19 protein-coding genes are annotated in these 21,596 nt (G+C 60.4%); 10 read left to right on the top strand and 9 right to left on the bottom strand.

Features of this window, described 5'->3' with window-relative positions:
• Nucleotides 1-4 precede the first annotated feature (4 nt).
• Complete coding sequence (locus ONG87_RS12615) at nucleotides 5-1,354, bottom strand: MFS transporter (protein WP_122477331.1); 1,350 nt, start codon at nucleotides 1,352-1,354, stop codon at nucleotides 5-7.
• A 246-nt stretch (nucleotides 1,355-1,600) separates the two neighbouring features.
• Here ONG87_RS12615 and ONG87_RS12610 point away from each other — a divergent pair, with 246 nt between their 5' ends.
• A complete protein-coding gene (locus ONG87_RS12610; protein WP_264381384.1) occupies nucleotides 1,601-3,064 on the top strand; it encodes an IclR family transcriptional regulator C-terminal domain-containing protein in 1,464 nt (487 codons plus the stop codon).
• 3 nt (nucleotides 3,065-3,067) lie between these two features.
• Here ONG87_RS12610 and ONG87_RS12605 read toward each other — a convergent pair whose 3' ends face one another.
• A complete protein-coding gene (locus ONG87_RS12605; RefSeq protein ID WP_122477334.1) occupies nucleotides 3,068-3,397 on the bottom strand; it encodes a hypothetical protein in 330 nt (109 codons plus the stop codon).
• An 87-nt stretch (nucleotides 3,398-3,484) separates the two neighbouring features.
• Nucleotides 3,485-3,853, bottom strand: coding sequence for a histone-like nucleoid-structuring protein, MvaT/MvaU family (locus ONG87_RS12600; protein ID WP_122477336.1), 369 nt, complete (start codon nucleotides 3,851-3,853; stop codon nucleotides 3,485-3,487).
• Between the two features lie 239 nt (nucleotides 3,854-4,092).
• Between ONG87_RS12600 and ONG87_RS12595 the strand changes: the two genes are divergently transcribed.
• The 3 genes from ONG87_RS12595 (at nucleotide 4,093) to hpxO (ending at nucleotide 7,756) form a co-directional block, all read left to right on the top strand.
• Nucleotides 4,093-4,503 (top strand): DUF3597 domain-containing protein, encoded by a 411-nt coding sequence (locus tag ONG87_RS12595; RefSeq protein WP_264381383.1) that lies wholly within the window; start codon nucleotides 4,093-4,095, stop codon nucleotides 4,501-4,503.
• Between the two features lie 208 nt (nucleotides 4,504-4,711).
• Complete coding sequence (gene poxB, locus ONG87_RS12590) at nucleotides 4,712-6,430, top strand: ubiquinone-dependent pyruvate dehydrogenase (protein WP_185793029.1); 1,719 nt, start codon at nucleotides 4,712-4,714, stop codon at nucleotides 6,428-6,430.
• A 168-nt stretch (nucleotides 6,431-6,598) separates the two neighbouring features.
• Nucleotides 6,599-7,756 (top strand): FAD-dependent urate hydroxylase HpxO, encoded by a 1,158-nt coding sequence (gene hpxO / locus ONG87_RS12585; RefSeq protein ID WP_264381382.1) that lies wholly within the window; start codon nucleotides 6,599-6,601, stop codon nucleotides 7,754-7,756.
• Between the two features lie 16 nt (nucleotides 7,757-7,772).
• On the opposite strand, the gene ONG87_RS12580 is transcribed toward hpxO, so the two are convergent.
• Together ONG87_RS12580 and ONG87_RS12575 are read right to left on the bottom strand one after the other, a co-directional pair.
• Nucleotides 7,773-8,780: a sensor histidine kinase gene (locus tag ONG87_RS12580; protein WP_185793031.1), complete on the bottom strand. Its 1,008-nt coding sequence runs from the start codon at nucleotides 8,778-8,780 to the stop codon at nucleotides 7,773-7,775.
• The gene (locus ONG87_RS12575; RefSeq protein WP_122477343.1) at nucleotides 8,773-9,213 is read right to left on the bottom strand and encodes a response regulator; all 441 of its coding nucleotides are present in this window, start codon (nucleotides 9,211-9,213) and stop codon (nucleotides 8,773-8,775) included. Before ONG87_RS12575 ends, ONG87_RS12580 begins: the two co-directional genes overlap by 8 nt.
• 227 nt (nucleotides 9,214-9,440) lie before the next feature.
• Between ONG87_RS12575 and glgX the strand changes: the two genes are divergently transcribed.
• The gene (gene glgX / locus ONG87_RS12570; protein ID WP_244646794.1) at nucleotides 9,441-11,615 is read left to right on the top strand and encodes a glycogen debranching protein GlgX; all 2,175 of its coding nucleotides are present in this window, start codon (nucleotides 9,441-9,443) and stop codon (nucleotides 11,613-11,615) included.
• A gap of 134 nt (nucleotides 11,616-11,749) precedes the next feature.
• On the opposite strand, the gene ONG87_RS12565 is transcribed toward glgX, so the two are convergent.
• On the bottom strand, nucleotides 11,750-12,274 hold the full coding sequence (locus tag ONG87_RS12565) for a DMT family transporter (protein WP_197975802.1): 525 nt from the start codon (nucleotides 12,272-12,274) through the stop codon (nucleotides 11,750-11,752).
• A gap of 100 nt (nucleotides 12,275-12,374) precedes the next feature.
• Here ONG87_RS12565 and ONG87_RS12560 point away from each other — a divergent pair, with 100 nt between their 5' ends.
• The 3 genes from ONG87_RS12560 to ONG87_RS12550 all read left to right on the top strand — a co-directional run bounded on the left by ONG87_RS12560 (nucleotide 12,375) and on the right by ONG87_RS12550 (nucleotide 16,362).
• The gene (locus tag ONG87_RS12560; protein ID WP_192175471.1) at nucleotides 12,375-13,277 is read left to right on the top strand and encodes a LysR family transcriptional regulator; all 903 of its coding nucleotides are present in this window, start codon (nucleotides 12,375-12,377) and stop codon (nucleotides 13,275-13,277) included.
• A 195-nt stretch (nucleotides 13,278-13,472) separates the two neighbouring features.
• A complete protein-coding gene (locus ONG87_RS12555) occupies nucleotides 13,473-14,264 on the top strand; it encodes a hypothetical protein (protein WP_197975801.1) in 792 nt (263 codons plus the stop codon).
• A 517-nt stretch (nucleotides 14,265-14,781) separates the two neighbouring features.
• The gene (locus ONG87_RS12550; protein WP_192059863.1) at nucleotides 14,782-16,362 is read left to right on the top strand and encodes a GGDEF domain-containing protein; all 1,581 of its coding nucleotides are present in this window, start codon (nucleotides 14,782-14,784) and stop codon (nucleotides 16,360-16,362) included.
• A gap of 326 nt (nucleotides 16,363-16,688) precedes the next feature.
• Here ONG87_RS12550 and ONG87_RS12545 read toward each other — a convergent pair whose 3' ends face one another.
• The 3 genes from ONG87_RS12545 to ONG87_RS12535 all read right to left on the bottom strand — a co-directional run bounded on the left by ONG87_RS12545 (nucleotide 16,689) and on the right by ONG87_RS12535 (nucleotide 18,780).
• Nucleotides 16,689-17,915 (bottom strand): zinc-dependent alcohol dehydrogenase, encoded by a 1,227-nt coding sequence (locus tag ONG87_RS12545; protein WP_122477348.1) that lies wholly within the window; start codon nucleotides 17,913-17,915, stop codon nucleotides 16,689-16,691.
• A gap of 231 nt (nucleotides 17,916-18,146) precedes the next feature.
• The gene (locus tag ONG87_RS12540; protein ID WP_122477350.1) at nucleotides 18,147-18,413 is read right to left on the bottom strand and encodes a DUF6555 family protein; all 267 of its coding nucleotides are present in this window, start codon (nucleotides 18,411-18,413) and stop codon (nucleotides 18,147-18,149) included.
• Between the two features lie 106 nt (nucleotides 18,414-18,519).
• Entirely contained in the window at nucleotides 18,520-18,780 is a 261-nt protein-coding gene (locus tag ONG87_RS12535; RefSeq protein WP_163007545.1) for a hypothetical protein, read from the bottom strand.
• Nucleotides 18,781-19,028: 248 nt separating this feature from the next.
• Between ONG87_RS12535 and ONG87_RS12530 the strand changes: the two genes are divergently transcribed.
• Together ONG87_RS12530 and ONG87_RS12525 are read left to right on the top strand one after the other, a co-directional pair.
• Complete coding sequence (locus ONG87_RS12530; protein WP_122477353.1) at nucleotides 19,029-19,238, top strand: hypothetical protein; 210 nt, start codon at nucleotides 19,029-19,031, stop codon at nucleotides 19,236-19,238.
• A gap of 235 nt (nucleotides 19,239-19,473) precedes the next feature.
• The gene (locus tag ONG87_RS12525) at nucleotides 19,474-21,576 is read left to right on the top strand and encodes a TonB-dependent receptor family protein (RefSeq protein WP_367400476.1); all 2,103 of its coding nucleotides are present in this window, start codon (nucleotides 19,474-19,476) and stop codon (nucleotides 21,574-21,576) included.
• Nucleotides 21,577-21,596 lie beyond the last annotated feature (20 nt).

The following is a 21,596-nucleotide window of genomic DNA, read 5'->3' as shown; positions in this document are numbered from 1 at the left end:
CACCTCAGGAGAATTGGTGGGTGTTGGCATCATCGGTAGCCGCGGGCGGATTTCTGCGAACGGTCGAGATAACGATCAGCCCCAGAAGGCCTGATGCGCACAGGATGAATGCAGGCGTGGACTGATTGCCGGTGGCGCCGATCAGCCAGGTAGCCAGAAACGGGCCTGAGCCTCCGCCGATGACCGCACCTACGCTGTGCCCGAACGCCACCCCGGTGTGGCGGATGTGCATCGGGAAGAATTCGGGCATGACCGAGTAGGTACCGGCCTGGCAAAGCGCGTAGGGAATCATGCCCAGCGCCAAACCGGCCATGGCCAGATTCACCGAGCCTTGCTGCATCAACATGAAGGAGGGTATCGAGAGCACGGCATAGGCCACGTACGCGTAGCGCAGGATGGACTTGCCGCCGCGATAGGAGCCCAGTTGTCCAGCCAGAGGTATCAGGAACGCGGCAAGAATCACCGCGACCAGCACGATGGTGGATGCCTGACCTTTCGAATAGCCCAGGATCGAACTGAAATAGGCTGCGATGAATACGGTGCCGATGTAGGTGCCGATGTTCTGCACCATCGCGATCATGATCACTTTGAGCAAAGGCTTGCGGTAGTCACGCAGCAACTCCGCGAAGGGCTGGCCTTGCTTGACTTCGGTATGGTTTTTCTTCGATGCGAACTCGGGGCTGTCCTCGATGCTCAGCCGCATGTAAAGGCCAATGATTCCAAGCGGAAGCGCCAGGAGGAAAGGAATGCGCCAGCCCCAGGCAAGCATTTCGGGATCCGTGAGGGTCGCCGCTGCGAGGCCTGCTATGGCTGCGGCCAGGCCTTTGCCGAATTGCGCGATGGAGGGCAGAAAGGAAATGTACAAGGCGCGGCGCTTGGGCGGCGCCCACTCGCGGATGTAGCTTGCGGCGCCGCCGATTTCGCCGCCTGCCGAGAACCCTTGGAGCATGCGCAGCACGACCAGCAGTATCGGCGCCCACACGCCGATCTGCGCGTAGCCAGGCAGCAGGCCGATCAGCGTGGCGGCAATGCCCATGAGCGTGATACTGGCGATCAGGCTGAAGCGTCTTCCTACTTTGTCGCCCAGCCAGCCAAAGGCGATGGCACCCAAGGGCCTGACCAGGAATGCAGAGCCGAACACCAGGAAAGTGTTCAGCAAGCCTGTAGTCGCGTTGTCCGACGGGAAGAAAACCAGCGCCAGGGTCGCGGCGACATAACCGTAGACGCTGAAATCGTAGTACTCGACGAAGGTGCCGAATACCGCCGCTCTAGTGGCTTTCTTGGCTTTGCGCGTTTGCTCCGTCTGATCGACGGCAGACCGGACAGGTTCGGCCACAGCATTGTTGTTATTCATGGGCACCTCGGGTTATAGAACACTATCTCTTCAAAAAATGGGACAGTGTCCTGATCTTGTTTTGGCTAGCTTCTAGAAGCTCGAGGAGCTTGTCAACAGTCACGTGTAATTGCCCTGCGGCTGCTTTACACCCCAGAATGGGGGCCCAAACCCTCGATTCGACTCATGATGTCCCCATCAAGCTGCTCTTCCGTCACTTCCTCGACTGCGGCAACTGCCTCCAGCCACACCCGATTGATTCAGGTCGTGGACGCGCTTGTCAGGCGCTCGGGCGCCGAGCCTTGGGGGGTGCGTGAACTGGCGGCAGAACTCGACGAGAGTCGCAGCACGATCAATCGGATCCTGGCGTCTCTGGTCGAAGTAGGTTTGGCGACCGAGGCAGGAACGGGCAAGTACGCAGTAGGGCCGAGAGTCGATGTCTTGGCCAGGACGCTCAGTGATGCGAGCACGCTTCTGGGGCGCGGCTCACGATCGTTGGGTGATCTGGCAGCAGCATCGAGGTGCACGGCATTGGTGTCAGTCTGCTGCCCACGCGAAGGCGGGTATTTCATCGCCGCCTGCAGCGAAGCCAAGGCGGCGCTCATATTCAGACCCGCGCTGGGCGCGCTTTATCCGCTCGCTTTCGGCGACATTGGACGCGCATTCCAGCGATTCATTGCCGATGACCTTTCTTCCCAGGATAGGGAATCCGATGTCGCTGCCTACGCGCTGTCCCAGCATGAACAGCTTGGGCTGTTGTCGGAATCCGAGTTTCCGCGCGCGTCGTCGATCTCGGTCAGGCGCATGGCGAATGGGCTTGTGGTAGCGGTTTCCGTTCACTGCGCGAGCAGCACGGAATCGGCGCAACCCCGAGCCTGGGAGGCAGATGCGCAGCACGTCATCGCTCGAATACAGGCAGACATGGAATCAGGAAGCGTCGAACGGATTCAACGCCTGCCTGATGTCATCGAACCGGATAGCAAATCTACGGTGGGTCGTCTGGAGCGACTCCTGTTGCTGGCGTGCGCCTTCCCCCAAGGCGTGAAAAACTCCGTGGATCTGCACGACCAACTGCTGTGTAACGCGGCCACAGCCAAGCGATTGATCGAGTCAGGTAGTCAGGCCGGTGTCGTCAGGTGGGTTGCAGGCACGCTTTACCCAGGCCCGAAGCTCTATCAATGGGCGGCGCGAATCACCGCTGCAGACCGTGACCTTGCCGACATGACCCACCGGATCGTTTCTTCACTCGTTCAGGAAACCGGCGAGACCATAGCGCTGCTTTCCTATGACGAGGCTACTGGCACGGCTGAATTTCTCGACGTCATCCAAGGCTGGCGACCCATTCAATACAAGCTGCAGGTGAACGTGGAAGTGCCACTGTACGCGGGTGCGGCGGGTAAGGCGGTATTGGCCAACTGCGACAGTCAGGTAGCAGAATCTCTTGACCTGGTGAGGATCACCGACGCGACCATAACCTCCCGCGAGTTGCTCAAGGCAGACCTGGAAGCCATAAGAGCCAGAGGCTGGGCCACGGGTGAAGGTGAGCGTGTGTTGGGGGCTTTCGGTTTGGCTGTGCCGTTTTTCGTAGACGGTCGAATACGAGGGTCGATCTCGGCAACGATCCCGCAGTACCGCAAGAGCGAGCTTGATTTGCCGCTGCTGCTGACACGGATGCGCGAAGCTACCACCCGGATAGAGCGCCTGTTGTCATTGGGTGTGAAGGCCGCCTGAGGGTTACTTCTGTAGTGAAGCCTCATCCAGCCCGGCGTACCAATCCGCGTATTGTGTATTGCGCGCCATGCGTCGGTTGACGTCGGCGCTGCCGTCGTCCCACCAGACTTCCCCGCGTTCGCCCAAGGCCTGCTTGGCGACATCGACCTGCGCGCGGGCTTTTACCAGAGCCTCGGGATCTTCCGAGTGCTTGGCGGCCTTGACCGCTCGCCGTGCATCCATGAGCACCTTGACCCAATGTTCGCGCACGGCCTCGGGCAGGGCAGGGTTGCTGCATCGCCAGAGCCGGCCGCGTACGACGAAATAGCGTCCATCGGGTGTGGTGGGATACATCGCGGGATCATCGACAAGGACGGTGTGAGGGGGGGGGCTGCGATCCGGCAAGCGGGCCGTATGTCGCTGCTTGCCGGTGGGTGTGGCTTAGCTCAACCAGCTTTCGACAGTGTCGGAGCCGTATTCGGCTTTCCATTCCTTCAAGGTCTTGTGGTTGCCGCCTTTGGTTTCGACGACTTCACCCGAGTGGGGGTTCTTGTAGGTTTTCAGCGAGCGCGGCTTGCGTGTGGCTTTTTCAGGCGCTGCGCTGGCCTTGACTGGTTTGCCGCCTTGCTGTGGGTCGAGAATGGAAACGATGTCCCTGAGGCTTTTATTGTATTCGCCCAACAGCGAACGCAACTTGGTCTCGAACTCGATTTCCTGTTCCAGGCCCTTGTCGCCTTTCATGGCCTCAAGTGCTGCAAGTTGTTCGGCCAGATGACGTTCGAGTTGACGGTATTCAGCAAGTTTGGACATGAGTATCCCCAGGCATGGATCGTGGATAAAAAGGTAAAGGTATCGAGGCGTGATTCTGGCGCAGTGTGCGCACCGATGCCACAACTAAATAACGTTTATTACAATATGTGGCCAGCTTCGTATCCGGTCGAGGACACGGAATGTCGCAGGCTCGATTAAACTTTTCGGCGACCAGGGGTGTCAGGTCTTAAGTAGGCTGTCGAATCCACGGCAGCAGCCAAGAAATCTGGAGATACGAAATGAGCTTTTTCAGCAGCATCCTCGAGAAACTGGGTATCGGCAAGCACGCTGTTCCGGACGCAGACGCTTCTACACAAACTCCCGTTGCTCCTGCGCCAGGTGCATCGCCCACCACTACCGTCACGAACCAGCCTTCCTCTGCGCCGATCACTCAGGTGGATGTGGCCCAAAAGCTCGAAGCGATGGCAGCCAGCCACGGCGAAACTTTGAACTGGCGTACGTCGATCGTCGATTTGCTCAAATTGCTTGGCCTGGACAGCAGCCTGACCGCGCGCAAGGAACTTGCCGAAGAGTTGCACTACACCGGTTCGACCGATGATTCGGCAGCCATGAACACCTGGCTGCACTCTGCTGTGATGAAGAAGCTCGCTGAAAACGGCGGCACCGTGCCTGCGGAACTGCTGAACTGATATATCGCTCAGCGTGCTGCACCGCTTATAAGAAAGCCCGACCCCAGTCGGGCTTTCTTGCATTTGAATACCCGGTTTGCGCGCAGCCGCAGGCGCCCTTATAGAACCCGTGGGCCAATTCTATAATTTTTGTTAATAAATCGAGCGGAACACCCTCGGCGTGGCGGTACTCAGAGCCCTTGAACTTATATTTTCAAAGGAGCGCCAAATGTCCACTGCAGCCGATTTCATGGTCAATACCCTCAAGCACGCAGGTGTCAAACGCATCTATGGCGTAGTGGGTGATTCCTTGAATGGCCTGACCGATTCAATGCGTCGGTTGGGCGGGCTGGATTGGATACACATGCGCAACGAAGAGGCCGGGGCCTTCGCCGCTGGCGGCGAGGCGCACCTGACCGGTGAACTGGCGGTCTGTGCCGGCAGCTGCGGACCGGGCAACCTGCATTTGATCAACGGCTTGTTCGACTGTCATCGCAGCGGCGTGCCGGTGCTGGCGATTGCAGCGCACATTCCCAGCAGCGAGATCGGCATAGACTACTTCCAGGCGACCCATCCCGAGTCGTTGTTCAAAGACTGCAGCCATTATGTAGAACTGGTCTCGCGCCCCGAGCAATTGCCGCAGATTCTGGAGCGGGCCATGCGCGTTGCCATCAGTCGCCGCGGCGTTGCCGTGGTAGTGATTCCGGGCGATGTGGCGCTGAGCTCGCTCGACGCGCCGGTCAGCCAGTGGATTGCGCCACAGGCGCCGGTGGTCGTTCCGGCGCCGGGGCAACTCGACGAGCTCGCCCGGTTTCTCAACGGTGGCAAGCGCGTCACCCTGTTGTGCGGTGCCGGGTGCGCAGGTGCACACAGCGAAGTCGTGGCACTGGCCAAGCAGCTCAAGGCGCCCATCGTGCACGCCCTGCGCGGCAAGGAGCACCTGGAATACGACAATCCCTATGACGTGGGCATGACTGGGCTGATCGGCTTCGCTTCCGGCTTCAATGCCATGAAGGAATGCGACACTCTGCTGATGCTCGGCACCAACTTTCCGTACCGGCAGTTCTTTCCTGAGCACTCGCGCATTGCCCAGATCGATTTGCAGCCTGAGGCATTGGGCAATCGCTGCCCACTGGCTATCGGTCTGATCGGCGACATCAAGCACACCGTGCAGCAACTGTTGCCACGCCTTGAAGAACGCACCGACACCATGCACTTGAACAAGGCGCTGGCGGACTACGACAGCGCGCGAAAGGGCCTCGACGACCTCGCCGAGAGCGGCCCGAACAGCACGATCATCCACCCACAATACGTCAGCCGATTGGTCAGCGAGCTGGCCGCCGACGATGCGGTATTCACCTGCGATGTGGGCACGCCCACCGCCTGGGCCGCCCGCTACCTGAAAATGAACGGCAAGCGCCGCCTGATCGGCTCGTTCAACCATGGCTCTATGGCCAACGCCATGCTCCAGGCCATCGGCGCACAGGCGGCCTACCCCGACCGCCAGGTGGTGTCGATGTCCGGCGACGGCGGCTTCGCCATGATGATGGGTGACTTCCTGACCCTCAGCCAGGCCAACCTGCCGGTCAAGGTCATCGTGCTCAACAACGGCACGCTGGGCTTCGTCGAAATGGAAATGAAGGCCAGCGGTCTGGTGGACGTGGGCTGCGAGCTGAAGAATCCGAACTTCGCCACGTTCGCCCAGGGCATGGGTATCAAGGGCATCCGTGTGGAGAAACCGCAGGATCTGCGTGCCGCCCTGATCGAGGCGTTCGAGCATGATGGGCCGGTTTTGGTGGATGTGGTCAGCGAGCGTCAGGAATTGATCATGCCGCCGGAAATCACGGCAGCCAACGTCAAGGGCTTCGGCTTGTTCATGATGCGTGCGGTACTCGACGGGCGAGCCAAGGAACTGGTCAGTCTGGCCAAGAACAACCTCCTGCGCTGAGTCCCGACGCTGCAAACCGGTGCGCACGCGGCAGCGACGCACCGGTTTGACGCCAGCCCTCACTGGGCACACCTGGCTAGTCGGCGTAATCTCAGCTGATGACGGTTCCTGATCACTTGGACAGCTTTTTGCACGGTCTCGGATCGAACCGATCTCAGTGGAGAAGCCATGAAAGCCTTGAATATCGTCATTGCCGGTGCCGGCATGGGTGGCCTCAGCGCCGCCGTGGCCCTGCGTCAGGCTGGCCACCGGGTGCACGTCTATGAACGTGCGGCAGAGCTGGCCCCGGTCGGCGCAGCCATTTCCATCTGGCCGAATGGTGTGCGGGTGATGGACGCGCTGGGCCTGGGTGGGTCCATCGAGCAAGCGGGCGGCCATATGCAGACCATGAGTTACAGCGACCACCAAGGCCGCTTGCTCACCCGTTTCGATCTGCAACCCTTGTACAGCCACGCCCGACGTCGCGCGTTTCCAGTCGCCCGTGCGCGTCTGCAAAGCATTCTGCTCGAGGCGGTAGAGATGCAGAATGTGACCCTTGGAGTTGCTTGCCTGGACTATGAGGCAAGCGAGAAGCATGTACAGGTCATGTTGTCGACGGGTGAAACGGTGACAGCCGACCTGTTGGTGGCGGCAAACGGCACACACTCGCTGTTGCGCGACAAGATTGCCGGGCGCTCGATTCCGCGGCGCTATTGCGGCTACGTCAATTGGAATGGTCGCATCCAGTCGGCACCCGACCTGGCAGCCGCCGATGAATGGGTGCAGTACGTGGGCGACCACAAGCGGGTGTCGTTGATGCCCATGGGGAACGGTGAGTTGTATTTCTTCTTCGACGTACCGTTGCCGCCAGGAACGGCCAACGTCCGTGAAGGCTATCGCGCCGAACTCGAGCAGCAATTCGCCGGCTGGCCCGACCCGGTGCAGCGTCTTCTGCAACGGCTGGATCCGGCCAGCGTTGCGCGAGTGGAAATCCATGACACCGAGCGAGTCCCCCATTTGGTCGGCACGAGGGTTGCGCTGCTGGGGGACGCGGCCCATGCAATGACCCCCAACATAGGGCAGGGCGGTTGCCAGGCCATGGAGGATGCCTGGGTGCTGGCCCGCTGCATCGAACGCGAGCTGACTCCGGCAGCCGCGTTGGCGGCCTATGAGGCTGCACGCGCGGAGCGGGTCGCCGGTCTGGTAGTGAAGGCGCGCCAGCGGGCGGCGATCATCCACGGTGAAGTGCCGGAAGAAACCCGGCAATGGTACGCAGCGCTGGCCGGCAGCGATGGCAGCGACATTCTGGGTGGCTTGATCAAGACCGACGAGGGCAGCCCGCTGTAGCGCGCAACCGCACTGTCTAGGGGTGCGGCAAGGTCAAGGTAACCACGGCGCCCTCTGCGTTGCTGCGGTTGAGAACCGCACCGCAACGCTTGGCCAGCGCGCCGATCAACCCCTGGCCACTGAGCTTAGACCCCGACGCGCCTGCATTCGACAATTGCGCCGGGGAGAAGCCTGGTCCGCGATCGCTCACCGTCAACTGCAGGTCACCTGTACCGAGACGCTTGAGTGCAAAGTGGATATGAGTGGTGCGCTGGTTGCCGTGATGGATGGCGTTGGCCACCAGCTCGTTGACGATCAAGCCCAGGTCCGAGGCCAGCTTGAACGGGGCGTGGGCAGTTTCGGTATCGACGGTCAGGTGAATGCTGTCGTCGCGCTCTGCCTGGATCGATGCCCGTACCAGGTGAGGAAGGTAATGCGCCAGATCCACGGTGCCCGACGCACTGCGATACAGCTCGGCCTGGACCGTGCCCACGCCCTGGATACGCGCGATGGCCGATTCGAGCAACTGCCGCGCTTCGTCGCCCTGGGCGCGCAGCTTGGACATCTGCAGGAAAGCGATGATCAGCTGCAGGTTGTTCTTGACCCGATGATTGAGCTCGGAAACCAGAACGTCCTGGTGTGCCTCGAGCTCTTTCTGGGCGGTGATGTCGGTGCAGCTGCCGAAGTAGCCGGCGAACACCCCCTGGCGATAGAACGGCGCGCCGTGGTCGAGAAACCATCGGTAGCTGCCGTCGTGGCGACGCAGGCGATACGGGGTAGTGAACGACTCGCGAGCGTCGAAGGCCTGTTCGTAATTGCGCGTGCACATCTCCAGGTCATCGGGGTGCACGTCGTCGCCCCAGCCATAGCCGCAGAGCTGGTCCTGAGTCTTGCCGGTGAAGTCTAGCCAAGGCTTGTTGAACCAGTCGCACTGTTTGTCGGTACCCGCGCGCCAGATCAATACCGGCGCGTTGTCAGCCAACTCGCGAAACTCGGTTTCACCAAGTCCTGGTCCCATGCCCGGGAGATCTGTGGGTTCACTCATGCTTCTTTCCATATAGGCCGCGCGATTCTGTGAAAAGCTTCAAGGGCACTGGCAGCGGTCGATTCAAGGGTAGTTCACCTTTGACCAGCGAATGCACGATGTGTGCGCTGCGCGACAGGTCATTGGGGCTGTAGGGCTTGGACAGCAAACCCAACGCGTAGCCGCTGTTGGCCTTGGCCACATCGATCTGGCCACTGACGAACAGCGAGTGGATCTTGAATTGCTCGTAGAGCGTCTGCGCCAGGCCTACGCCTTCGTCGTGTCCATCCAGATTGATGTCGACGAATGCAACGTCGATGACATGCTCGTGCGCCAGTGACAGCGCTCCGGCGACGTCATACGCAGGACCGATGATCTCATGGCCATCTTCCTCCAGAGCTATCTCGGCCAGTAGCGCCAGGATTGGATCGTCTTCTATCAGCAGGATACGCATTGAGTTAACTCATTCTCTTCAAGGGCGCTTGCGCTCTTCTTGCAAAGCTTGTTTTAAGAGCGTCAATAAACCAGTGCGTTCAATCTCGCGTTGTCGGCTGCTAACCACATCTTGATTCCACGCTGAAAAATATCCTGAACTGTTCGGCTGCGCGCGCTTCTATCAGTAGACCGTTTTGGTCGTCTACCTCAGAGCTCAGGCTCAACCTATTTCCGGAGTGTTTGATCATGTCTGATCAATCAATGAATGACAGTGCGTCAAGCCAGGAACGTCCCGCCAGCCGTGTCAGCGAGGGCTTGCCGTACCCATTGGGCGCGACCTGGGATGGGTCGGGCGTCAATTTTGCAATCTTTTCCGCCAACGCCACCAAGGTTGAGTTGTGCCTGTTCGATGCCGACGGCGTCGAAGAGATCGAACGCATCGCGCTGCCTGAATTCACCAACGAGATCTGGCACGGTTACCTGCCCGATGCGCGCCCGGGCACATTGTACGGTTACCGCGTGCACGGTCCATACGACCCTGCCAACGGCCACCGTTTCAACGCCAACAAACTGTTGATCGACCCCTACGCCAAGCAGATCTCGGGCGAATTGAAGTGGGACGACGCGCTGTTCGGCTACACCGTGGGCCATGAAGACGGCGACCTGTCGTTCGACGAGCGTGACAGTGCACCCTTCATGCCACGCTGCCGCGTGATCGATCCGGCCTTCACCTGGGGCAGCACCGCCAAGCCGAACGTGCCGTGGGAAAAGACCATTTTCTACGAAACCCACGTGCGCGGCTTCACCATGCGCCACCCTTCGGTGCGTGAGTCCGAGCGCGGTACCTTCGCCGCCTTCCACGAGAACGACGTGGTCGAATACATCCGTTCCCTGGGTGTCACCTCGGTCGAGCTGATGCCGGTTCACTATTTCCTCGATGACAACCATCTGCTGGAAAAAGGCCTGCACAACTTCTGGGGCTACAACACCCTGGGCTTCTTCGCGCCGCATGCCCGCTTCATGGCCGGCTCGTCGATCGCCGAATTCAAGGTCATGGTTTCGCGCTTCCACAAGGCCGGCCTGGAAGTGATTCTCGACGTGGTCTACAACCACACTGCCGAAGGCAACGAGATGGGCCCGACCCTGTCGCTCAAGGGTATCGACAACGCCAACTACTACCGCCTGATGCCAGACGATGCGCGTTACTACATCAATGACACCGGCACCGGCAACACCCTGAACATGAGCCACCCCTGCGTATTGCAGATGGTCACCGACTCCCTGCGCTACTGGAGTTCGGAAATGGGCGTGGACGGCTTCCGCTTCGACCTCGCGACCATTCTGGGTCGTGAAGCCCATGGCTTCAGCGAAGGCGGCGGTTTCCTCGACGCCTGCCGCCAGGATCCGGTGCTGGCCAAGGTCAAGCTGGTCGCCGAGCCGTGGGACTGCGGCCCGGGCGGCTATCAGGTGGGCAACTTCCCGCCGGGCTGGATGGAATGGAACGACAAGTTCCGCGACATCTCCCGTGCGTTCTGGAAGGGCGACGACGAGATGCTCGGTGATTTCGCGAAAATCTTCCTGGGCTCGGGCGATCAGTTCAACCGTCGTGGTCGCAAGCCGGCGTCGTCGGTCAACTTCATCACCGCGCACGATGGCTTCACCTTGAACGACCTGGTGTCGTACAACGAGAAGCACAACGAAGCCAACGGTGAAGACAACCGCGACGGCCACTCCGACAACCGCTCGTGGAACTGCGGCGTCGAAGGTCCGACCGACGATCCGGAAATCGTCGCGCTGCGCTACCGGCAGATGCGCAACCTGCTGGCGACGCTGTTTCTTGCCCAGGGCACGCCGATGCTGCTGGCGGGCGATGAGTTCGCTCGTACCCAGGGCGGCAGCAACAACGCCTACTGCCAGGACAGCGAAATCGGCTGGGTTGACTGGAACATCAGCGAGCAGAGCAGCGAGCTGCAGGACTTCGTCAAGTACCTGATCGAGCTGCGCAATCGCTACCCGCTGCTGCGCCGCAATCGCTTCTTCACCGGTGCCTACGACGAAAGCCTGGGTATCAAGGATGTCAGCTGGATCCAGCCCAACGGCAGCGAGATGGGCGTCGAGCAGTGGCAGGACGGCAGCAACCGCTGCATGGGCATCCTGCTCGATGGCCGTACCCAGTCCAGTGGTATCCGCCGCGCCGGGGTCGACCATTCGTTGTTGATCGTGGTCAACGCGCACCATGACGTGGTTGGCTTCACCTTGCCGGAAGTGCCGGAAGGCAAGCGCTGGATCCTGCAACTGGACACCAACCAGACCGACTTCGAAGCCGGTGAGTCGTTCGACTTCGGCACCGAGTACGCCGTCACCGGACGTTCGGTACTGATGTTCGAACTGGCCAAGCCAGTGAGCAAGAAGCGTCGCTGATCGTCTTAGGCGAGTAACGCCGCCGTAGAAGCGTCAAAGTTGCCATGGGCGTTCGTGATGCGAGCGCCCATGAGCTGCTTTTAGAGTTCTTTCGTCCAGTTGCCGATCGCCATCGGCTTGTCGTTGTATGGTCATCAATTCGATGTGTGCTCGGTGTTTTGAGCATCCCTCGGCGTCATCGGTTTGGTCTGCGCGCTGCTGTACTGAGCAATTGCAAGGCCGATCAGCATTATGGCAATGCCTGAAATCCGACCAAAGCCTACCGGCTTGACCGCAAGACCCAACAGACCAAAGTGATCGAGCAGCAGCGCAGCGACCATTTGGCCTGCAATCACGCACAGGATGAAGCTTGCAGCACCGACCTTCGGCAGTAGGAACAACGAGGTTGCCACGTACACCGCCCCAGTGATCCCTCCTATCCAAATCCACCACGGGCCTTGAAAAGCTGCTACGAAGTCGGGTGCGGGAAGGCGAATGGTCACCGCAGTCGATGCGAGCACGATGAATCCAATCAGAAGCGCCACAGCCGCTCCCCACAGTGGGTTGCCAAGCAGCCTCGCAAGCATGCCGCCGCTCGCTGCTTGAACTGGAATCAGCACCCCGGCCATCACCGATATGGCAAGCGGAAGTGATCCGACCAGCAGTGTTCTATTCAGCATGAGGCTCTCCATAAGCACGGCTCGATTAAGGGCAGATCCAAGGTTGATCCATCTGCTAACCTGATGGAAATTACTTGCATGCACATGGATTATTCTTCTGATGGATGCACTAAGAAAGATTGACTTGAACCTGTTGCTTGCTTTGCACGCGCTTCTCATCGAAAAGCACGTAACCAGAGCTGCTGTTCGTTTGCACAGAAGTCAGCCAGCGGTGAGCCATGCATTGGCGCAACTTCGGGAGTATTTCGATGACCCTCTTCTGGTGAGACAGGGCGGCAAGATGATTCTGACGGCGCGAGCGCAGTCCTTGGTTACCCCTTTGCAAGATGCACTTGGCAGTTTGAATGGACTGCTTGCCTCTCCTGATTTCGATCCTGCGACAGCGCAGCGACGTTTCCGGCTATCGCTGTCAGATTACGCCTCCAGAATCATCCTTCCACCGCTGGTCAAACACCTTCGGCAAACTGCGCCAGGTATTGATCTAGCAATAAGCCAGTCAAGCCGGGAAGGCATGATGGCTCAGTTGCAGGATGGAGAGCTGGACCTGGCGCTTGGTATCTTCACTGACGTTGCGCCGGATATATCGGTCCAGACATTGTTCGTCGAGGACTTCATCTGCGTCGCGGACAGGCATTCATTGCCACAGGAAGGCTGCCTATCGTTGAACGCGTGGTTGGCTCGGTCACATGTCATGGTGGCGATGCGTCCCGATGCCTATGATGAAATTGAACGCGCTCTAGGCGTGCGAGGACTGGAACGGCGTATTGCCTTGGCCCTGCCGCATTGGGGCGCTGCAGTCGATGTTCTTCCCGGTACGGACCTGGTCCTGACCGTGGCGAGTCGAGCCGCTGATTCGGTTGATCGACACAGGCAGCTTGCGAGGTTCGCACCGCCCTTCACAATTCCCCAGATGGACTATCAGCAAGCGTGGCACTCTCGAAAGGAGCACGACCCTGCCCATCGTTGGCTTCGAGAAGTGTTGTTCATGTGCAGCCAGCCATAGGCAAAGTGAGAATCGAAAGGTGACCAGTTGCCGGCGCTGCCTGGGCTACCGACCGACAACGGTTGCGTTGGGATCCGGGCACGTTATTCATTGGCTGCATGTGCGTTGTGCGTAGCATCGATTTCCAATGAATCTAGCGCCGCCAGATACTTTCATCTCAAACCAGAGCTGTTGCTTCCAACAGAGGATAGTGAGATGAAGGCGAACGATACGTTGTGCTCAGCAGCGGGGGCAGAGCCCATGAAGGTGTCTGACAATGCAATGGCCACCAAGGTTGTTTCACTGAAGTTCAGCGACAACCGAAAAGATGTCATTGGGCTGAAAAACGTCAATGAGTTACTTGAAGAGATTGGTGTACACGTTGTGACCGTCGAAGTGCCGAAATCAGCGGCCCCGATCCTGGCGGCGTCATATGATCGCGCGCTCACCGAGCTTGAGAAGCAGGACCTGATCAAAGCTTTCGAATTGACCACCCCCCAGCTTCTTGAACAGGTAAAACTTGCAGGTCGTTTGCCCTCAGTGACTGGTGGTGGTGTCCTGACCGAGGAAACCGGCATGGGGCCCTACCCAAAGGTCTACGATATGAAGGCCATGGATGCCCGTGCTCACAAGGCAGCGCTTGAAAAGTACGGCCGAATGCATGTCAACTCGGCCGATGATGGTACTGATGTCGACGAGGTAATGACGGTCGTCGCGGGTGGCCCTTTCCGCTGGGGGTTCACGCTGAAGGATGGATCAATCGCGCGTTTCCAGATCGAAAGGCTTGACCTCGGCGACAAGGCCGTTCGTGTGAGTTATCACGGACTGGGAATGCACGCAGGCATTATGGATTCCAGGCAGGGTTTGATAGTGGCCTACGGTCATGGTCCGGCAGAGTTCACCATGCGTTATGAGGCGCAAGTACCCCACGCCCATCTGCTGGGCACCAATCCATGGATCGACTTCAGTGGCGAGACGCCAGTCGTGCTGGATGAAGTAAAGTCTTAACCCTGCTCTGAACAACCTTGAGCTCACAAAGCGGTTGTGTGATGTGCTTATCGAGAAGGCTGGAGGGCGTCATCACAACTGTGTTCATGTAGGGATTATCCAAGTACTCATCAGCCCTGTCGTCAACAGGTGCCACTGTCGCTACTGTGCGCAGATTCTGCGATTCGCCGTTTTAGCAAACTACGGCAGTTTCGCGTTGGTCCTCGAGGTGCCTGCGGAAGCGGCAAAAACAGGCTTCTTGCTAGACTTTCAATGCGCTGGACGCATTGGCGCTGCTTCGACGCGACCCGCATACGCGTGATCGAGGCTTGGGTCCTTCCACGATAGCGACGAGACGCTGTAGACGCTGAGATGGCAATTTGCTAGCTTGCTCTGCAGGCGCCGGTCAACCCCGTGACTGGCGGCCATGTGTACCGTCGAACTCATCCTTTGCTGCCCTTACGCAGCCACACATGACGACCTTCGACGACCCCGAAACTTGCTGCCCGTGCACGCCCGTGCGTTGGATATTGCCACGATGTTGATCAGACGCCGCCCATCGCTCGCAGGTTTTATCGGCCTGGCGCTCGGCTTGATCGTGTTTTCGGCGTTCTCGCTGCTGCGGTCCGAAATCCAGCGGCAGGAAACCCGCTTCTCCGAGTATGTACAGAGCATCGCCGGCACCGTACGCAATCAGCTCGACACCAACGATGCCGTACTGGCAGGTTTTGCGGCATTCCTGCAGGCGGTCAAGCAGAGCGATACCGATGCGGCAGCCCGCTACGGCGCGGCCGTGCTGGCGGCGTACCCGCACATCTACATGCTGGAAGTGGCGCGCAGTGTCCCGGTGGACGAGCAATTCGATTTCACGGCATTGCTGCGGCGCACCTGGCTGCCCGATTTCGAGTTGAAGAATTTCGAGGTCAAAGACGCGCACATGAAGGGCGTAGCGCCAGCCGAGCCTGGGGTCGGCGGGTCGCGAGCCATGGCGGAAGCGACCTGGCCCATCCTGTTCATGTCGCCGCAGCTGCCGCAGGCCAGCGTCATCTATGGCGTGCGCCTGGAAACCGTGCCGTACCTGGCCAACGCCCTGGCGCGTATTCGTCAGAACCCGCTGCCAGTGGTGTCGCCGGTGTTCGCCCTGCACGAAGGCGGCAACGCCTACATTCTCATGAAGTCGGTGTCGCGCCCCGATGAGGATACCCAGCACACCTTGCCGAATTTCTTCGGCAGCACCATGGTGGCCATGCTGCTGATCAAGACCGATGCACTGCTCGGTGCCATCGTGCGCCACAACAGCGACTCGCGTGTGGCAGTGAGTGCTCAGTTGCACAGCACAGACAGCCCCAGCCAGGTGGTCGCCATGGAGCCGGTGGCGGGGCGTTGGTGGGACGAACTTGCCTTGCCGCGGCTGACCGACAGTGTGTACGTGGACAGTCCTACGCAACCTGTTTCCCTCAGCTTTCAACGGCAACTACGGCTGATGGACGTGCTGGGTCCGGGAAATCTGTTGATTCTGGCAATCTTGATGGCGAGCCTGGTGGTGGTGCCGATGGTGCTGGTCAGGCATTTCTCGGCCATCGAGGCCGCCGAACTGGAGCATGAGCGCTCGGCATTCCTGGCCACCCACGACGTCCTGACCCAGTTGCCCAACCGTTACCTGCTGGCAGACCGCTTCACCCAGGCACTTCAGCATTGGACCGAGCAAGGCGTCCCATTCGCGGTCATGCTGATCGACCTCGACCATTTCAAGCAGATCAACGATGAGCACGGCCACGCGGTGGGCGACCAGGTGCTGCAGGCACTCGCCAAACGCATGCGCGAGACGGTGCGCCATTACGACACGGTCGCGCGTTACGGTGGCGATGAATTCGTCGCGCTGGTCTCCGATCTGACCAATCCGGACAGCGTGATCCTCAAGGCGCAGCAGCTGCTGGATGCGATCGAGTTGCCAATCGGCACCAGCGTCGGTGCGCTGTCACTGTCGGGCAGCGTCGGGATCTCGCTGTGCCCCGTACACGGTGAAGATCTGGACACCTTGCTCAAGGCGGCCGATCAGGCAATGTATCAGGTCAAGCTGGAAGGTCGGCAAGGGGTGGCGATGGCGGGCGCCGTTTGATAGGCAGTGGCGGGAAAGGCGGCTGATATTCTGGAGATAGCGGCGAGCGCACAGCGGCCCAGGCAGGGCAGGGGCACTCGATGAGTGCCCCGACAGGGTTCAGAAGACCAGCTTAAACAGGCCGATGACCACGACCAGGCCGATCAGGAAGATGATACCGACGGTACTGCCAAGAAACTTCAACATGGGATGACTCACATCAATGGGTGTTACTGCTCTAGACAGCGGCCCTCGGTGCTCGTTTCATCCAATGTCGATCGGTGATCCCGGTCCGTTGCTTTGCAGTGGCCAAGGCCGGGCACTGCCCAGCCTTGTTGTGCGGTACCTCAAAGCGCCGGAATGACGCCTGCGGTGGGCTCGACAACCGGGGCTTCGATGGTCGGCTCGCCAGGCGTGAGAATGACCTTGCGGCAGTCCTCCTGTTTCTTGTCGAAGATCTTGTAGCCTTCGGCAGCCTGTTCCAGCGACATGCGGTGGGTAATGATGGTTTCAGGCGTAAGGCGGCCCGCTTCGATGTGCTCGAGCAGCTCCGGCAGATAGCGCTGCACGTGGGTCTGGCCCATGCGGAAGGTCAGGCCCTTGTCGAACGCGTCGCCGAACAGGAAGCCGTGGATGAACCCGGCGTACACACCCGGCACGCTGACGACGCCGCCACGGCGCACAGCGGCAATGCACTGGCGCAGTGCCTTGCCGCTGCTGCCTTCCAGCTTCAATGCCGCCAGCACGGTTTCGGTGGTGCTGCCCTTGGCTTCGAAACCCACCGCATCCACCACGCCGTCGACACCTCGTGAGCCGGGGGTCTGGCGAATGATGGTGTCGGCAGGGTCATCGTCTTCATCGAAGTTGATCGGAATCACGCCGTAGGCCTGTTGCGCGTAAGCCAGGCGGTAGGGGTGGTGATCGACCATGAAGATACGCTCGGCGCCGAGCATCCGCGCCACGGCGGCGCACAGCAGCCCGACGGGACCGGCGCCGTAGATGGCAATGCTTGAACCCTGGCCGATCTCGGTGTTCTTCACTGCCTGGAAAGCGGTAGGCAGGATGTCGGAAAGAAACAGCACCTTCTCGTCGGCCAGAGTGCCTGGCACCTTGAACGGCCCGGTATTGGCCTTGGGCACACGGACGTACTCGGCTTGCCCGCCGGGCACGCCGCCGTAAAGGTGGCTGAAGCCGAACAACGCCGCGCCTGGTGGAATCGACTTCTTGTTCAGAATTGCCCCGCGGCCGGTATTGGTCGTCTCGCACGCGGCGAACTGGTCCAGGTTGCAGAAGAAACAGCTGCCACAGGCAATCACGAAGGGGATGACCACCCGGTCGCCGGGGCTGACTGCAGTGACGCCGGTCCCGACTTCCTCGACCACACCCATGAACTCGTGGCCGAAGATGTCGCCGTGTTCGACCGTGGGTATCTTGCCGCGATACAGGTGCAGGTCCGAGCCGCAGATGGCGGTGGCCGTGACGCGCAGAATGATGTCGTCGGCATCCTGCAGCTGGGGGTCGGGAACGGTGTCGACCTTGACGTCGTGAGCGCCGTGGTAGGTAAGTGCTCTCATGTTCTTCAGCCTCTTGATCAGGGATGGTTATCAGCAGAGGGATACCAAAACCGGGAAGTTCAAGCGGATATGCTCAGCGGAATCAGGAATCATTCCGATGTTCGATGAGTAAGCGAGGGTGCGGCGAGGGTGACTGCGGATCGGCTGCGGGGGTTGCGTGGGCAACCCCCGGCATGGTCCTGCAACAGCGGGTGATACCAAGGCGATGAAGCGAAGCACAGATCGGACGGCTCAATGAGCCGTTTCGATTCCCAGTTCTTCACGTGCCTGCTGGCCGGACGGCCTCCAGCGCACATCGGTAATACCATACTGCTCGGCCTTGGGCTTGCTGACTTTCTGCACCCGTTCGCGGCCGAACTTGGGGATGACACCGACCCCTGCATCACAACTTGCCCAATGCCAGGCATCGGCATTGTTCAGGGTCGGTAGACGGATGATGAACGACTTTTCCGCTCCATGGAGCCGGTAGTCAATGATGAACAGTGTTGGGTTCGGCATGGTGATCTCCTGCGTTGACTCATCATTGAGTTGTGATACGCAGGAAAGATTCAGAAAATGTGTGGCACAGCGACGAGTTGTCGCTTGCCTGGCGAGCCCTCTGCAATCAGGTGTGCGAGTCCCACTCGACGGCAGGCATCACTTCCAGTGGCGCATGGGAACCCTTGCCACGAATTTCGTTGACCGCATACAGCACCAGCAGGCGAAACGTGGTGCTGTCCTTGTATTCATGGGGCGACAGGCTGCGCATCACTTGCGCGGGGACATTGGGGTCGATCAGGGTCAGGTTGAGCAGCCCTTCTTCCATGTGGGTTTCATGTTTGAGGGGCGGGTCGAGCCCTGCTAGTACCGCTTCGATGGAAGCCATGGAGTCACCCTTGACGGTCGATGTTGAGAAGGCAGGGGAATAAACCGGCTGAAATTGCCCGGGGCTGTAAAAGCTATAGCTGATGTTGGCCGAAACCGCCTCCCTGCTGCCATTGGTTTTTCCACGGCTCGGCCGCAGCCGCCACTTCCATGCTCGAGATCCTCCAGCATGCTTTTTCCTGTGCCCTGGTCGATGCTTTTGAGTAAGCTGGCGGCACGTGCAATGGATGCAACGGAGGCTGGCTAGCGATGACGGAAGACCAGGCTAACTACAAGCGGCTGCTGACGCTGATAGAGAGCGCCCAATGGCAGGCATTCGGCAGCGAGGACGGTTTCGCCCTGCGCGCTTTGCTGCTGGTCGGTTACGTGGTTACCACGGTCACCCCAGATAGCCGGACGCGGCTGGCCCTCACCGTGCGCGGCACCCGCTATCTCGAGGAACTGCGCAGCGAAGTCTGACCGCTGCGGGGCATTTCACCCACCAATGTGCTCATTGGGCCATCACGAGCGTCAATCCTCCCCAACGGGCCCGAGGCTGGGGCCGCGCCGCTTGCCAGACCCGGACCGTTCTCGGGTATACCGCTCTTCAAGGATCCGTTCCATGCCGCAACCCTCTGCGCCCCGTCTTCATGTCGGGGGCCGTCCCCACTGCCTGTCTTCGATTGCCCTGTCACGCTCGCCCCGATGGCCTGCCTTGGGCTTGGCTGCCGTGTTCGGCGCACCTTCGTGTGCCCTCGCGGCACAGGTCATGGAGTTGCCGGCTGTCGAGGTCAGCGAGGCCCGCGTGAGCGAGCTGGACGAGGCAGGTCTGGCATTGCACTCGGTCCCGGGCGGTACCAATCTGATCGACGCCGAAGCGAGTGAGCGCGGGCGGCTGGCGGGCAATGAAGACCTGTTCAGGAATCAGGCAGGCATCTATGCCCGCGCTGCCAACAACGAAGGTGCGAAAATCTCCATCCGTGGTTCGGGCATCAACCGCGGTCCCGGCGCGCATTCTTCGGGGCTGTACCAGATGTTCGACGGCCTGCCGCTGACCGGCCCTGGTGGCACGCCCTATGAGTTGCTCGAACCGCTGTGGCTGAGCCGTGTCGAGGTGCTGCGCGGAGCCAATGGCTTCGACCGTGGCGCGCTGGCCCTGGGCGGCGCCATCAACTATGTCACGCGTACCGGCTACGACGCCGCCAGATTGCAGCTGCGCTACGAAGTGGGCAGCCATGGCTACAGCAAGCGCCAGGTCAGTTCCGGCCAGGTTCTGGGGGATGCCGACTATTATTTCAGCGTGACCGATTCCAGCTACGACGGCTTCCAGGACCAGAGCGCCGGCGGCAGCCGTGGCGCTGCAGGCAACTTCGGCTATCGCTTCAGCCCGCAGTTGGAGACCCGGTTTTTCTTCCGCTATCGCGAGACCGACAACGACACGCCCGGCAGACTGGCCCGCGGGCAGATCGCCCACGACCCTCGCGCGGCCAATGGCTTGAACCTGGCGCGCGACTCCAAGCGCATCCAGCCGGGCAGTACCTGGCTGGCCAACAAGACCACCTGGCACCTGGATGACGGTGCCCGCCTGGAAGCCGGGGTGGTCTATCACGACTACCCGATGGACCTGCGCGAAGGCACCAATCGGATGAAGGTGGCCTACACCGATGTCAGCGGCACGTTGAACTATGTGCGCCAGGACGACCTGCTCGGGCATGTCAGCAAGACCACAGTGGGGTGGCGCAGCACCAAGGCATTGCCCAATTCCGGAGTGTCGGAATTCGTCCGCGTGCCGGTCGGCAACACGGCTGGGTATACACCTGGCACGCGGACCCGCGATTACAGCTACCAAGGCTCCGACCATACGCTGTACGTCAGCAACGAACTGGAGCTGCTGCCGGACCTCTGGCTGACCAGTGGACTGGCCGCCCTGTACACGCGCCGCGAGACGGAAGTCAGTTACCCGGTGACCAACGACCGCGTCAGCCTGCATGCCTGGGACTACGCGCCACGCCTGGGGCTGCGCTACGACTACAGCCCGCAGTTGCAGGTGTTCGGCAACCTCAGTCGTTCGGTGGAACCGCCGCACCCGTGGTCGATGATCTGGGGCTCCAACCGCTACTTCGCGGCGGGCAGCGGTGCGGCCACGGGTTTGCAGAGCAACGGCGTCGAACTCGACAACCAGAGCGCTACCACCCTGGAACTGGGCGGGCGAGGGGAGGCCTGGTTCGGCCAATGGGACCTGGCCTGGTATTACTCGCAGGTGCGTCACGAACTGCTCAGCGTCGAGACCCAGGCCGCCACGGCCACGCGCTCGCAAGTGATTGGCGAGGCCAATGCCAGCCCGACGGTGCATCAAGGTATCGAGCTGGCACTGGACAGTCCCTTGTGGGACGGCCACCAGGCCGGGCGCCTGGCACTGCGGCAAACCTATACCTACAGTGACTTCCACTACCGTGACGATGCGCGGTTCGGTGACAACCGTCTGCCCGGCCTGCCCGAGCATTACTATCAGGCCGAACTGCGCTACGACCACCCCAGCGGTGTGTACACCGGCCTCAACGTGCAACACGCCTCACGCATTGCCGTGGACTATGCCAATTCCTATTACGCGGCGCCGTATACCCTGTTCGGTGCCAGCCTGGGCTACGCCGCGCCGGACGACACCTGGCAGACCTGGCTGGACGTTCGCAACCTGACCAACAAACGCTATGCCAGCACCGTCACTCCGGGCTATGACGATCAGGGCCGTGACGTGGCGCGCTCGACCCCCGGCGACGGCCTGGGTGTCTATGCGGGCATTTCCTGGACCTTGCGCTGACCAGGCGATGAGCAGCCGGC

This window comes from Pseudomonas sp. MM227 (genome assembly GCF_947090715.1).
GTDB lineage: Bacteria > Pseudomonadota > Gammaproteobacteria > Pseudomonadales > Pseudomonadaceae > Aquipseudomonas > Aquipseudomonas baltica.
This window is presented reverse-complemented; position numbering and strand designations above follow the sequence as displayed.